Source organism: Paraburkholderia sp. 40, from assembly GCF_050434105.1.
Taxonomy (GTDB): domain Bacteria; phylum Pseudomonadota; class Gammaproteobacteria; order Burkholderiales; family Burkholderiaceae; genus Paraburkholderia; species Paraburkholderia tuberum.
Genome location: NZ_JBNPVY010000002.1, coordinates 2,159,248 through 2,173,884, shown reverse-complemented (window position 1 = coordinate 2,173,884; position 14,637 = coordinate 2,159,248). Strand labels below are relative to the sequence as shown.

10 protein-coding genes are annotated in these 14,637 nt (G+C 62.5%); 3 read left to right on the top strand and 7 right to left on the bottom strand.

Annotated elements, in window-relative coordinates:
* Positions 1-78: 78 nt before the first annotated feature.
* The 5 genes from OKW28_RS11310 to OKW28_RS11290 form a co-directional block, all read right to left on the bottom strand.
* Complete coding sequence (locus OKW28_RS11310) at positions 79-282, bottom strand: cold-shock protein (protein WP_012428559.1); 204 nt, start codon at positions 280-282, stop codon at positions 79-81.
* 512 nt (positions 283-794) lie between these two features.
* Positions 795-1,910 (bottom strand): dihydrolipoamide acetyltransferase family protein, encoded by a 1,116-nt coding sequence (locus tag OKW28_RS11305; protein ID WP_429445529.1) that lies wholly within the window; start codon positions 1,908-1,910, stop codon positions 795-797.
* A 7-nt stretch (positions 1,911-1,917) separates the two neighbouring features.
* Positions 1,918-2,895: an alpha-ketoacid dehydrogenase subunit beta gene (locus OKW28_RS11300; protein WP_429445527.1), complete on the bottom strand. Its 978-nt coding sequence runs from the start codon at positions 2,893-2,895 to the stop codon at positions 1,918-1,920.
* On the bottom strand, positions 2,888-3,976 hold the full coding sequence (gene pdhA / locus OKW28_RS11295; RefSeq protein WP_429445525.1) for a pyruvate dehydrogenase (acetyl-transferring) E1 component subunit alpha: 1,089 nt from the start codon (positions 3,974-3,976) through the stop codon (positions 2,888-2,890). The genes OKW28_RS11300 and pdhA overlap by 8 nt, the downstream gene beginning before the upstream one ends.
* 324 nt (positions 3,977-4,300) lie before the next feature.
* Entirely contained in the window at positions 4,301-4,960 is a 660-nt protein-coding gene (locus OKW28_RS11290; protein ID WP_429445524.1) for a TetR/AcrR family transcriptional regulator, read from the bottom strand.
* Between the two features lie 87 nt (positions 4,961-5,047).
* On the opposite strand from OKW28_RS11290, the gene OKW28_RS11285 reads away from it, so the two are divergent.
* Genes OKW28_RS11285 through OKW28_RS11275 form a run of 3 tightly spaced genes read left to right on the top strand, consistent with a single transcriptional unit; the run spans position 5,048 to position 10,893 of the window.
* On the top strand, positions 5,048-8,197 hold the full coding sequence (locus OKW28_RS11285) for an efflux RND transporter permease subunit (RefSeq protein WP_429445522.1): 3,150 nt from the start codon (positions 5,048-5,050) through the stop codon (positions 8,195-8,197).
* An 18-nt stretch (positions 8,198-8,215) separates the two neighbouring features.
* A complete protein-coding gene (locus OKW28_RS11280) occupies positions 8,216-9,355 on the top strand; it encodes an efflux RND transporter periplasmic adaptor subunit (protein WP_429445520.1) in 1,140 nt (379 codons plus the stop codon).
* 29 nt (positions 9,356-9,384) lie between these two features.
* A complete protein-coding gene (locus OKW28_RS11275; RefSeq protein ID WP_429445518.1) occupies positions 9,385-10,893 on the top strand; it encodes an efflux transporter outer membrane subunit in 1,509 nt (502 codons plus the stop codon).
* Between the two features lie 567 nt (positions 10,894-11,460).
* Here the strand turns inward: OKW28_RS11275 and OKW28_RS11270 are convergent.
* Both OKW28_RS11270 and OKW28_RS11265 read right to left on the bottom strand, forming a co-directional pair.
* Complete coding sequence (locus OKW28_RS11270; protein WP_429445516.1) at positions 11,461-12,561, bottom strand: lactonase family protein; 1,101 nt, start codon at positions 12,559-12,561, stop codon at positions 11,461-11,463.
* A gap of 72 nt (positions 12,562-12,633) precedes the next feature.
* Positions 12,634-14,190 (bottom strand): methyl-accepting chemotaxis protein, encoded by a 1,557-nt coding sequence (locus OKW28_RS11265; protein ID WP_429445514.1) that lies wholly within the window; start codon positions 14,188-14,190, stop codon positions 12,634-12,636.
* Between the last annotated feature and the right edge of the window lie 447 nt (positions 14,191-14,637).

The following is a 14,637-nucleotide window of genomic DNA, read 5'->3' as shown; positions in this document are numbered from 1 at the left end:
GCCACTTCAGGAAACAACGCTCCGTAAGGATGTCCCTGCAACCCGGCGTCCGTCGCGGAACGCCGGGCTCTTCAAACTTTACAGCGGCTTGATGTTAGCTGCCTGCAGACCCTTCGGGCCTTGCTTCGTTTCGAAGCTCACCTTCTGATTTTCAGCCAGCGTCTTGAAGCCGTCGCCGCTGATTTCGGAGAAGTGAGCGAAAAGGTCGTCACCGCCCTTGTCCGGGGTGATGAAGCCAAAACCTTTGCTATCGTTGAACCACTTAACGGTACCGGTATCCATGAAGAATCCTTGAGAAAAAACGGGAAAATGTGCTCCGTTGAAGAGCGTATGAAGCGTCAAGGAGGGAGAGGACAACGAATACCGCTGAGGAGCGAGCAATTGATGAACAGCAATCGAACTTCTTGAACTTCATGCGACACACTAACCGCCAAGTGGTACCAGCGTCAATACTTATCTTGTAACTGTTTCACGAGGCGGGGCCGTTTTGCAGACGAAGCGATCCAAAGACCGGGTGCGCTGCACGAAGCTGCGAACCGGCACGCCTCGAACGATTTACGGATTGGCATACGATTTCGCTGTGCCTGTATGGCCGACATGCTCCATATGCAGAACGGACGCCATGTTGTCGCAATCGCAGTTAGCACGAGACACGCTCCCGAGCAAATTGAACAGACGCTATCGTTGAAGGGCTGTCCCCCCACCCGTTACGGCTTGGCAGCAGAAATCTGCGAACGTCCCAAGCTGGACACAACGCATACACCTTCTGAATTTTTGAATTCGCGCAGTCACAGCTACTGCGCCATCTGCAGATCCACGATCGCCGCGGCGAGAAACCGTGCTGCTTCGCCGCCCGTGACGACCCGATGGTCGAACGTCAGACTAAGCGGCAAGATCCGATGCACGGCCGGAACGCCACTTACCGCCACGACCTGCTCGTGAATGCGCCCCGCTCCAAGGATCGCGACAGTGGGCGGCACGACCACGGGAGCTGCGTATTTGCCGGCGATCATGCCGAAGTTCGACAACGTGATCGTATTGCCGCGCAGTTCCTCAGGTGGAATCTTGCGCGCCCGGATGTCGACACGCATCCGGTCGAGGCCGCCGCGCAGATCCGCTGCGTTGCGGTGCGCAATGTCGCGCAATACCGGTACAAAGAGGCCATCCGGTAGATCGACGGCGATGCCGAGGTCGATCTTTTCCAGTACGTGGCGCCGTCCCGCATGTCCGTCGAACCATGCGTTGAGCCCGGGTTCGGCGCTGCATCCTGCTACCAGCGCACGGATCAGACGGATCGTCACATCGGTATGTGGCGGCCACTCATGAATGTCGGCGTCGTCGATGACGGTCGCGGCCGCCACTTCGCTCTGCGCGCGCGCCATGTTCTGCGCCATCGCGCGCCGCACGCCGCGCAGCACTTCGGGCGGACCGAGCTGAGCGAGTATCTTCGCGACGCGCTGCACGTCAGCCGCCGTGATGACACCCTCCGCCCCCGACGGTGTCACCATCGCAAGATCGACATCAAGCTTGCGCGCGAGCGCCCGCACCGCCGGGATCGCCTTGATTGTGCCGACACCCGTGCCCGGGCTGCCGCCGAGCGCCGCCGGCGCTTCGTGCACCACATGCTGGCCGACCTCCATATGACCGACCACGGTACCAGCATCGGCTTCGTCGGCCGCTCCTTCAAATGCGACGAGCGGCGCCCCCAGATGCACGATATCGCCGGGCTGGCCGAACAGCTTCGCGACTCGGCCGGATTGAGGCGACGGAATATCGACGATCGCCTTCGCCGTTTCCACCGACAGCAGCCGTTGATCAGCGCGAATGTCTTCGCCGCTCCTGACGTGCCACTCGACGATCTCCGCTTCCTGCAAACCTTCGCCGAGATCAGGCAGTTTGAAGATTTTCATGGCATCCCTACGCTTCCAGCGCCTGCCTGACCGCGCCAACGATGCGCTCAGTGCCTGGCATGTATTGATTCTCGAGTCTGTACAGCGGCACCACCACGTCGTAACCGGTGACGCGCTGCACCGGTGCGAGCAGCGAGTACAGTCCGCGCTCGGCGATGTTGGCGGCGATCTCCGCGCCGACCCCTCCGGCATGCGAGCCCTCATGCACGATCACGCAGCGTCCGGTTTTCGCCACCGACGCGAGAATGGTGTTCATGTCGAGCGGCTTGAGCGTCGCCACATCGATCACCTCGGCCATTACGCCTTCCTGCGCGAGCAGATCGGCCGCGGCCTGCACGTCTTGCAACGCGCCTCCCCAGCCCACCAGAGTGATGTCTGCCCCATCGCGCAACGTAAAGCAACTGTCGAGTGGCAGCGCTTCGCCGTCATCCTCCACCGGCTGCCTGAAGAGCCGGTACAGCCGCGTCGGCTCGAAGAAGATCACCGGGTCCGGGTCCCGGATCGCCGCCAGCAGCAAGCCGTACGCGCGTGCTGGCGACGACGGCGTCACGACGCGCAGCCCGGGTATGTGGGTGAACAGCGCTTCAGGGCTTTCGGAATGGTGCTCCGGTGCGTGAATGCCTGCGCCGCATGGCGCACGGATCACCAGCGGACACGTCAGTCGTCCGCGCGTTCGATGCCGCAGACGCGACGCATGATTCAGGATGTGATCGATGGTCGGATAGACAAACCCGGCGAACTGGATCTCCACAACGGGCTTAACGCCCATCGCCGCCATGCCGATCGCGCAGCCGGCGAGGGCGGTTTCGGCCAGCGGCGTGTCGATCACCCGCTGAGCGCCAAAGCGCGTCTGCAACCCGACGGTCGCGCGAAATACGCCGCCGTTCACGCCAATGTCCTCTCCGAGCAGCACAACGGCAGGGTCGTGCGCCAGTTCATATGCGAGCGCCTGATTGAGGGCGTCGACCATGTTGAGATCAGCCATCGCCGTTCCCCTTAGCCGGCGCGAAACGTTGCGCCATCGCCAATTGCTCACGCATCGCTGGGGGCAACGCCTCATACAGGTGATCGAACATCGCGGATGGGCCCGGAGGCGGTATCGCAAGGTACGCGTCGACGGCCTGCTCGACCTGCGCACGGCACGCCTTCCCGAGTTCCTCGTCCTGCGCCTTGGTCCAGACGTTCACGTGCATCAGGTAGGTGCGCAAACGAAGCAGCGGTTCGTATTCCCATTGCTTGCCGATGACCTCGGCGTCGCGATAGCGCGTCGCGTCATCGGCCGTCGTGTGATCACCGAGGCGATAGCTGAGCGCCTCGATCAGCGTCGGGCCATCGCCGCGGCGAGCCTTGGCGAGCGCCGCGTGGACAACCTGATGCACGGCGATCACGTCGTTGCCGTCGACCTGCAGCCCCTCTATTCCTGCAGCGATCGCTTTTTGCGCGAGCGTTTGCGCAGCGCTCTGGTGGTTGCGTGGTACCGAAATCGCCCACTGGTTGTTATTGACGACGAGCACAAGCGGCGCCTGCCAGACGCCGGCCATGTTCATCGCCTCGTAGAAATCGCCCTTGGATGTGCCGCCGTCGCCGAAGATCGCCACCGCAACGCGCGGCTCGTGACGCAGCAGGAACGCGTAGGCTGCGCCGGCCGCATGGCACACCTGTGTGCCGATCGGCACACAGTTCGGAAAATCGTTACGGGGCACGCTGAAATCGCTGCCGCGCTCGTCGCCGCCCCAATACAGGAGACTTTCCGTCATCGTGACGCCGCGCAGCAATTGCGCGGCGTGATCGCGATACGAAGGGAACAGCACGTCGTCGGGCTGCATCGCGCTGGCGACACCGACACCGATCGCCTCCTGGCCAACCGACGACGCAAAGGTGCCGAGCTTGCCGGTACGCTGCAGGGCGACCGCCTTCGTGTCGAACGCCCGTGTCAGCACCATCGCGCGATAGAGCGGAATCAGCGCCGCCGGGTCACGTGCGAAGGCTGGCAATGACTGGACAGGCTCGCCATCGGGGCCAAGGTATTGCGTATAGCCGATATGAAAGCTGACAGCCGTCGTCATGTCCGCCCCCCATGTTCTTTCAGATTTCAAATACGTGCCGGAGTTCGCGCGCGAGCGCTACCGCGCTTGTGCCGTCAGAGTTCGGCGCGTACCAACTTGAGTTTAGGCAAGGGAAACACGTACGGGGGGCCAATTCCTCGCGGCCTCAACCACACGCAGCACGGCAACCAGGAATACGAACGCCCGATTGTCGCAATGCAGCAGCGGGTGGCCGGTTGCGCGGCCCCGGAAGCAGACGGGAATTGGGCCGGCATCCCGCCGGCCGCGGCCGCTCCAGGCGAATATCGGCCGGGCAGAATCGGACGAAGACCGGAACGCGCTCGCTCAGAGCACCTTGCATCCAGCGAGGAAGATGCGGACCGCCTCACGCGCGATTCTGTTGCGCTCCGATGCGCTGGGGCGCCTCCTGGTGGCGCCAAGCAGCAGCCGCGCGCGGACCCCGCCGAGTACCAGGTGTAGAAACTGCTCGGTAGCCAGCGCAACGTCATCGAGTTGCAATGCGCCATCGGCGACTGCCGAACGAAGATAGTCCGAAAGCGGCTCCATGCCGCGTAGTCCACCCGCCTTGTTGTAATACCCGCTGATGAGTTCGGGAAAACGATAGGCCTCGATCAGAAGCAGGCGATGCAATGCGATCATGTCAGGCCGCGTGCACACATCCAGCAGATGGAGCGCGACCTTCTCGAGGACGTGCTCTGGACGGCGCGCATCGAGCACGATATCGCCGAGCTGCGTGATCCATGAACGACGCAGCGTCTCGACGATTGCGCTGAACAGGCCTGCCTTGCTGCCGAATCGATCGTACAGCGTTTTTTTTGCAATACCCGCCTCTCGCGCGATGGCTTCAAGGCTGGTCTCGCGATATCCAGCGGCAAGAAAATGGCGCTGCGCAACATCGAGCAGGCGCTGCAGACGAATTTCGGACTCTCGCAGCGTAGGACGCCCGCCTGATCGGATAGGTTGAATCTGTGTTTCGCGCGTCACGATCAAGGCCTATTGACAATGTCTACCGACGGCGGAAACTATACCGGCGCGTTTCCGTCAAGCTACCTGGGACTCGGGGCGAGGTCAATGGTCGATTTCTTTATCGAGCGTCCGATCTTCGCATCGTCGATCGCCATCATCATGGTGCTCGCGGGACTCATTGCCTGGTTCAACCTGCCGGTGGAGCGGTTTCCGCAGATCACGCCGCCACAGGTTCTGGTCAAGTCGACCTATACGGGTGCGAGCGCGCAGGTCGTGGCGGACACCGTCACCGCGCCGCTCGAAGAGCAGATCAACGGCGTGCCGGGTATGAGCTACCTGTCGTCGGTGAGTGCCAACGATGGCACGTCCACGATCACCGTCACGTTCAACGTCGGCTACAACGTCGACATCGGCGCGGTCGACGTGCAGAACCGCATCTCGCAGGCGACAGCGCAACTTCCCAGCATCGTCAATCAGGCCGGCATCACCATCCAGAAGCAGAACCCGAACTTTGTTCTGGCGGTGAATCTCTATTCGCCAGACGGCTCGATCGATCCTGTCACCCTCAGCAACTACGCTTATCTCCAGCTCGTCGACTCGCTCAAGCGCCTGCCCGGCGTGAGCGATGTCACGATCTTCGGCGAACGCCGCTACTCGATGCGCATCTGGCTCGACCCCAACAAGCTCGCCGCGCTCGGCATGACAGCCACCGATGTCCAGCATGCGATCGCCGAGCAGAATGTGCAGGTCGCCGCAGGCAAGTTCGGCGAGGCGCCGGCGCCGTCGGGCACGACGTTTCAATACCAGATCAACACCCACGGCCAGTTGGCGGACGCGCAGCAATTCGGCAATATCGTGCTGCGCGCCGGCACGGCGAGCGACGCAACTGTGTATCTGCGCGACGTGGCGCGCATCGATCTGGGCGCACTTCAGTACACCTCTAGCGCCTCTGTGAACGAACACCCGGCGGCGCTGCTCGCCGTCTTCCAGTTGCCGAGCGCTAATGCGCTCGACCTCGACCAGCGTGTCAAGGCCACGATGCAGACGCTTGCAAAGCGCTTCCCGAAAGGGATGGCGTGGGGCATCACCTACGACACCACCATGTTCGTGTCCGCCTCGATGGTCGAGGTGATGAAGACGCTGACCTTTGCGCTGCTGCTGGTGCTGGGCGTCGTGTTCCTGTTCCTGCAGAGCTGGCGGACCACGTTCATTCCGATGATCGCCATTCCAGTGGCGCTCATCGGCACCCTCGCGATCATGCTGGTGCTCGACTTTTCGCTGAACACGGTCAGCCTGCTCGGCATGGTCCTCGCTATCGGCCTCGTCGTCGACGATGCGATCGTCGTGGTCGAGAATGTCGAACGCCAACTCGAGAGCGGGCTTACGCCCATGGCTGCGGCCAAGGCGGCGATGCGGGAAGTGACGGGGCCGATCGTTGCCACCTCGGCAGTGCTCGGCGCCGTGTTCGTGCCGATCGCCTTCCTGCCGGGCGTGACGGGCCGTCTCTACAATCAGTTTGCGTTGACCATCGCCATTTCGGTGGCGCTCTCGGCGTTCAATTCCCTGACGCTCAGTCCGGCGCTCTGCGCGTTGCTGTTGCGACGGGACAGGCCGCCACGGTTCATCCTGTTTCGCAAGTTCAATCAAGGCTTTAACTGGGCGCGCAACCACTACGCGAATTCGCTGCGCGGCTTGATCCGACTGCGCTGGCTCGCGCTGGCGGTCTTCGCGTGTGGCCTGGGTGTGACCTGGCTGCTCCATTCGACGATCCCTTCCGCCTTTTTGCCGGTTGAAGATCCCGGCTATTTCTATGTGATTACGCAACTCCCGAACGGCGCTTCGCTGCAACGCACCGAAGCCGTGGTGGAGAAGACCCGCGCGATCCTGAGGGCGACGCCCGGCGTGGCGAACGTGCTGTCCATCAGCGGTCTGAATTTCATCACTCGCAGCACGACGTCGAACAGTGCGGCCCAGTTCGTGATCCTGAAGCCGTGGGACGAGCGAGGTGCGAAGCAGAGCGTCGCCAACCTCATCGCCACGGTACAGCCGAAGCTCAATCAGATTCCGGAGGCGGTGGCGCTTGCACTGATTCCACCGACTATTGCCGGCCTCGGCACCTTCGGCGGCTTCGATTTCGAAATCGAGGACCTGAGCGGCCGGGGCAGTGCCGCACTCGGCGAGGCGACCCAGGCCTTTCTCGCCCAGGCGCGGCAACAGCCTGAACTCGAGCGGCGCACCCTGCTCACCAGCTACAACACGTCGACGCCGCAATACGATTTCAATCTCGACCGCGTGAAGGCGAAGCTGCTCGGGCTCAACCTGAGCGATGTGTTCAATACGATGCAGATCTATCTCGGCTCGCTGTACGTGAACAATGTGACGCTGTTCGGCCGCACCTTCGAGGTGTTGCTCGAGGCCGACGACAACGCCCGCGGGAACCGCAGCGACCTGTCACGGCTCTACGTGCGCAACGCCGCGGGAAGCATGGTGCCGCTGGGCACGCTCGGCCGGCTCGAACCGACGGTGGGGCCGGACACGGCGCCTCATTACAACCTCTACGGTGCCGCGGAGATCACCGGCAGTGCGGCGCCGGGCTACAGTTCGGGCCAGGCGATCGCGGCGATGGAGCGCGCGGCGCGCGTTTTGCCGGCGGATTTCGGCTATGACTGGACGGGCATTACCTATCAGGAGCTGCAGGCCGGCTCGGTCGCGGGCATGGTCTTCGCGCTCGCGCTGTCCTTCGTGTTCCTGTTCCTCGCCGCGCAATACGAGAGCTGGACGTTGCCGTTCACCATCATCCTCACGGTGCCGCTAGCCCTGTTCGGCGCGCTGGGGCTGCTGTGGCTGCGCCACATGCAGGTCGACATCTATGCGCAGATTGGTTTCGTCCTGCTGATCGGGCTGGCGGCGAAGAACGCGATCCTGATCGTCGAATTTGCCAAGCGGCGCCGCGAAGCCGGCCTCGATATCGTCGCGGCGGTGACCGAGGCGGCCCGCCTGCGTCTGCGCCCGATCCTCATGACCGCGTTCGCGTTCATCTTTGGCGCCGTCCCATTGATGATCGCCGCCGGCGCGGGCGCCGCGAGCCGCCGGTCGATCGGGACGACGGTGGTAGGCGGCATGCTCGCCGCCACCTTGCTCAGCCTGGGATTCGTGCCGATCTTCTACACGGTGATCGAGCACTTGCGTGAGGCCGTGCTCAAACGTATCGGTCGCGCGCCTCGCGATGGCGGCGAGGCGGCGTCCGGGGATTGATCGGGGAGCAACGGCGCAATGAGAGTCGGCAAACTTCGCGTTGTAGCCACAGGCCTGGCGATCGCTGTAGTCGTCTGCGTCCTGTCGTTCACAGGTGGGGGAGCGCGACAGGCTACCGGCCGCCCGCCCGCGCCGGACCCAGCCGCCCCCACCGAGGTGCCCGTAACCCAGGTGGTCGAGCATACCGTGCCGGTTTACCTCGAATATGTCGGCACCACGGACGCGATCCGCACCGTCACGCTTCAGGCGCAGGTGACCGGCTACCTGGCGAAGCAGGGGGTGTCCGATGGCTCGGACGTGAGCAAGGGCACACTCCTGTATGAGATCGATCCGCGCAGTTATCAGGCGGCGCTCGATCAGGCGAGGGCGCAGGCGGCAAAGGATGCGGCGGCGCTCGAATATGCCATCGCCAGCCATCGCCGCAATACGCTGATGAGCGAGACGGGAGACGTGTCGATCGATACGCTGCAGCAGTCCGCGAGCACCGAGCATCAGGACCTGGCCGCACTCGCGGCGGATCGTGCGCTCATCGAGACGGCGCTGCTCAATCTCGACTTTACGAAGATCCGCGCGCCGTTCTCCGGGCGTCTCAGCCTGAGTCAGGTGCATGAAGGTGCGCTCATCAGCAGCACGGGGACCCAGCTCAACACCCTCGTGCAGCTCGACCCGATCTATGCCACCTTCAATCCGCCGGACACCGATCTCGCCACTATCCAGCAGGATCAGGCGAAGGGGACCATCGCGGCCGAGGTCATCGTCGGTCAGGGCGCGAGCCCGCAGTACCGTGGCAGGCTCACGTTTCTCGACAACAACGTGGGGCGCAGCAGCGGCACCATCACCGCGCGCGCGACCGTCGAGAACCCGGATCACACGTTGCTGCCGGGGCAATTCATCCGCGTGCGCCTGCACGTCGCGGACGCACCCAACACGCTGCTGGTGCCACAAGTGGCCGTCGGCTCCAACCAGCTTGGCAAATACGTCTACGTCGTCGGCGCAGACAAGCGGGTCGAGCAGCGCTACGTGACCCTCGGCTCGGACTACGGGCCACTTGTTGCGGTCAGGAAGGGCGTCGTTCGGGACGATTCGGTCGTTGTCGGCAATCTCCTCAAGCTCAGCCCCGGCATGGCCGTGAAACCGGTTGCGGCGAAGCCTTCGTAAACGGCCCGTAACATGAGGAGCGCGCAGCAATGACATCGAACCCCGGCTTTGCGCGTCACCCACGGGCAGCATGTTGCCGCAGCGCCGCCTGCGCGGCGCTTTCGGCGGCGACGCTGCTTGGCGGCTGCGAAGTCGGACCTGACTTCGCGCCACCCGGGCCGCCGCAGGTCAGCGGCTATACGCGGGAGCCGCTGCCGGAGCGAACCGTCGCGTCGGACGTCCACGGCGGCGAGGCGCAGCGTTTCGTGCAAGCTCTCGACATTCCGGGGCAATGGTGGACGCTATTCCACTCGGCTGCGCTGAACGCACTCGTAGAACGTGCGCTTGAGGCCAACCCGAGCCTGCAGGCGGCGCAGGCCACCCTTCGCGAGGCCAACGAAGCGCTTTACGCAGCACAAGGGGCGCTGTTCCCGACGGTGAGTGCGGACATCTCGACTGCTCGCGAGAGGATTTCGGGCTCGCCGTTCGGGATCTCGACCACGGTGCCGGTCTTCAGGCTCAACAACGCCTCGGTGAGCGTCACCTACCTGCTCGATATCTGGGGCGGTACGCGCCGGCAGATCGAATCGCTCGCCGCGCAAGCCGAGTACGAACGCTTCGAACTCGAGGCGAGCTATCTGAGCTTGACGTCGAACGTCGCCACGGCCGCCGTACAGGAGGCTTCGTTGCGGGCGCAGATTGCAGCCACAGAGGAGATCGTCGACATCGAGACGCAGCAACTCGCGGGATTGAAACGGCAATTCGCGATCGGCGCCGTCGCCAATGCGGCGGTACTCGCGCAGGCGGCCACGCTGGCGCAAACACGCGCGCAGTTGCCGCCGCTGCAAAAGCAACTGGCGCTGACCCGCAATCAGCTCACGGCCTATCTTGGCCGCTTCCCGAGTGACGAGCTGGTCGAGACGTTTGATCTCGCGTCGCTGCAGTTGCCCGACACGTTGCCGGTCAGCCTGCCGTCGACACTCGTCGAGCAGCGTCCGGACATTCGCGCGTCGAAAGCGCAACTGCACGCCGCAAGCGCAGAGATCGGCGTCGCCACCGCCAATATGTTGCCGCAACTCACGCTCAGCGCCGCCTATGGCAGCGAGACCAACGATGCGCTGTTTTCGCCGGGAAGCGCGATCTGGAACCTGGGAGCGGGACTCACGCAGCCCCTCTTCGAAGGTGGAACGTTGCTGCACCGGCGCCGCGCCGCAATTGACGCTTTCGATGCAGCAGCGGCGCAGTATCGCAACACCGTCATCTCGGCGTTTCAGAACGTGGCTGATGCGTTGCGAGCGCTGCAATCAGATGCGGACGCAGTGGTGGCCGAGGCAGCAGCCGAGCGGGCGGCGGCGGACAGCCTCGCTGTGTCCCAGCGCGAGTTCCACGTTGGCGCGATCAGCTATCTTGCGCTGCTCGACGCGCAGCGGACGTACCAGCAGGCCCGCATCAGCCTCGTCCAGACTCAGGCCACCCGGTATTCCGATACCGTCGCACTCTTTCAGGCTGTCGGCGGCGGATGGTGGAACCGCAGCGATGTGGTGCGTGACCGCGGCTAATGATCCTCATCGCGGGCGTGCCCTCCCGTCGCCCGGAACCATGCGGCACAGTCATGGTCCCGGCAAGCCATTCCGGACGGCTCGGATTGTCATCCTGTCGGCCCGCAAGCAGACCGTGGCAAATCTGGTTCGAGTGGTTCAGAGTGGCCGTAAGTGGAGGGTCGACCTTCTCTATAGCGGCCGTTCGCTGCCACGCAAAATCATGGCTTCTCGAATGGCCGGATTGGCCGATTATGCAAAGCTCGTGATTATGCAAAGCTGCCTCGGAAAGCCGCAAAATCTGCCGAGGCGGTTCGACTAACTGGCCTCGTATGCTTTGCATAATCGCGGTGTCTGTCGTAGCCGGGACCGCGATCGGAGCTGACGTCAGACGGCTAATCAAAGCCCTCGAATTTCGGAGCCGTCGAAGTTATGCGTATTTTTGCCGGGCTTTGTGAAATCAGCTGTAGCTCGAAGCTCTTGGAACGTCGCGGACGCATCACCGCCGACAAAACGCAAATTGTGGCGCCCAGTGAAAGCCGAATCAGGAACGCCATGCTCACCGCACGGCGATCCGGGAATCAAACCTCAATCGGCGTTTGTGCCATCAAACTCCACGAGTTCAACCCAGTTCGCGCCCTTGCCGACCGGATACTGTCCGATCGCACTCAACTTGCCAGTCTTGCGATCGATGTTGTAAACGCTAAGGCTCGTCGATAATTGCCCGACAGCCAGCAAGTACTTGCCGGACGGATCGATATTGAATCCACGCGGTTGCTTTTCGGTCGGGTATGTACCGATACGCGTCAGCTTGCCAGAGGCAGCGTTCACCTTGTACGCCGCGAGCGTGCTCGATGTGCGCTCCGATGCAAACAGGAATCGCCCGTCCGGGGTCAGGTGGAGATCGGCCCCCCACGGATTGCCGCCGGAAAAATCGGGCGGCAGGATCGAGACTGTTTCGACCGGCTTGACGGTGTCGCGGGTGCTATCGAAGGCGAGTACGTGCAGCTTGCCGTCGAGTTCATCAATCAGGTACGTGAAGCGATGATCCGGCGAGAATACGAAGTGACGTGGTCCCGATTTCGGCGGCAACGAATAGGCGGGCGCGGTGTCCTCCGTCAACTGCCCATTCGAGGCGTCGAACTTGAGACGAAGCCAGGCATCCGCGCCGAGAACCGACGCGAATACGAAACGGTTGTCCGGAGCGTTGCGGATCGCATGAGCCATCGGGCCGGTCTTGACGGTCTGCTGTACGTTGCCGACCACACCATCCGCGCCGACCTGGTTCACCGCCAGAAGATTGCCGCCATATGACGCGGAAAAGAGGTAACGGCCGTTTGCGTCCGTCGAGATATACGCCATGCTATCCGCAAGCGGCGCCCTGCCGAGTTCGATCAGCCGGCCATCGAGCGGATTGACCGCAAAGCTCACCACGCGATAAGGCTTCGAGCGCAGTCCTGCGTAGAGCCGAAGGTGATCCGGCGAAAACGCCATCGGCATCACCGTTGCACCGACAGACACAGTCTCCACGGGCGCAAGCGAGCCGTTCGACTTGTCGAAACTGAAAACCGAGATATCCTGACTATCTGCATTCGATACATATGCATACGTCGCGGCCTGTGACATGCCGGAGACGGAAGCACCGAAAATCAGAATTGCGGTGGCGCCCAGCACGCCTTTAACGTTCATGTTCATACCCCAGCTAGAAACGGTTTAGATTGTCTGAATCGACCAGCGTTTTGCGTCGGTCAATCGGAGCTTCTATTGCGCGGCGAGGCGGAATGCCGAGACTGCATTCGTCATTGACTGCGCCTGCTGTTCGAGCGCGCTCGCGGCAGCGGCGGCTTCTTCGACGAGTGCCGCATTCTGTTGAGTCACCTGGTCCATCTGCGTAACCGCCTGGCCGACCTGTTCGATGCCCGTGCTCTGCTCGATCGTTGCTGCCTTGATTTCATTCATGATGGTGGCCACGCCGCGCACGGCGCTAACAATCTCCTTCATCGACTGACCCGCCTGCGCGACCAGACTATTGCCGTTAGCCACGTCCTCGACCGAGGCGCCGATCAAGGCCTTGATTTCTCGGGCGGCGTCCGCGCTGCGCAGAGCTAGACTGCGAACTTCGCTTGCGACCACGGCGAAGCCGCGTCCCTGCTCACCGGCCCGTGCCGATTCGACCGCCGCATTCAGCGCAAGGATATTGGTCTGAAACGCGATGCTGTCGATCATCCCGGTGATCTCGGCGATCCTCCGCGAACTCTGGCTGATTGAATTCATTGTCTGGATGGCGCGCTCGACCACTTCGCCGCCATGCTCGGCGACATCGGCTGCGCTCGAAGCCTGTGCACTTGCCTGCTGCGCGTTATCCGCGTTCTGTTTGACGGTGGACGTCAATTGCTCCATGCTGGCCGCGGTTTCTTCCAGTGCCGCTGATTGCTGCTCTGTGCGGCTCGACAGATCCACATTGCCCGCGGCAATCTCGCGCGCGCCGCCGTGAATGGCCTCGCAACTGTTGCGCACGTTCGCCACTGTCTGAGCCAAACCACGCTGCATCCGCTGCATCGCCGCGAATAGCTGACCGATCTCGTTGCCGCTCGCCTCGGGGATGCGCGCTGTCAGATCATTCGCCGCGATTCGATCGAGCAGATTGGCGGCGTCGTTCAGCGGAGTCGTCACGATGCGCCGCAGCGCGAAATGCGCGGCGACGATCAGGACCAATGCCGCGCTCACTCCGAAAATGACCAGGCTGACGACCCACGTATATTCGCGATCGACCTGCGCGATGGCATCGTTCGACAACGTGTTAGCCATGCTCTGGAATTTCTCGACATTCACCGAATACGCCACACCGGTTGACGTAATGTCGTGATCGTTGATAGCGGCGTAGGCGTTCGTATCGCCGGCACGCAGAGCATCGGAGGCTTTCTTCAGAATCGCGGCGAGGTTGACTGACGATTCGATCAACTGCTGCTTCAACCCGTCGTCCTGGCCACGAAAAACGGCGGCGCTTCGAAACGACTCGGTTTCCGCAGCCGCCCGGTTCATCGTCGTTTCGGCGCTCTTCAATGCCGAGTCTCGCGTCGTCTCGTCATTGCGCTCCTTTAGAGCTGAGTAGGCTCGTGTCAACGCGGCTCGAGTGCGTGTGGAGTCCTTGTATGCGTCGTTGACGAGAATTTCCTGCGTCGCAATCTGATGGATGCGGTTGAGATTGGCATTCGCGCGGCTGAGCGTGGCGACACCGATCACGCCGCCCAGCAAAATCATCGCCGCAAAGATCAGGAAGACAGTCAGGAGACTATTTCGAACCGATACGTTTCTCATGCCGCTTTTCAACCCGGTGTTGTACGATGACCTCTTTATCGGCAGATTCCGCGATCTCTTTAGAAAATGGGCATGCAGATAAACTTTATGCCGGGACATCAGACTTCTGGTGGAGCGCTTCAAGGGTCTTCGTTGCCCCCGTGCGGCGCTTTGACCAGCGGACCGATGACAGTGCGGTACCCGCTTGCCCCGAAGCCGCCTGACGCGCTGCGGTCATTCGGCTCAGCCTGCCGAGCGTGTGATCGCAGGTGGTTCAACGGGGCTGCGCTACCCGGTAGATAGGTCACCTCGGACAGCACAAGTTCGCGATCACTGCCAGACATTGGTATGCGTTCAAGCACCCTCCGCGTGACACCTTGAAACCCGCTCGCCCGGGTATTGGCAGGATTGACAGGCTCAGACATGGGAAAACTTCTTCAGATACCGTCCTCGGCTAACGTATGCAGT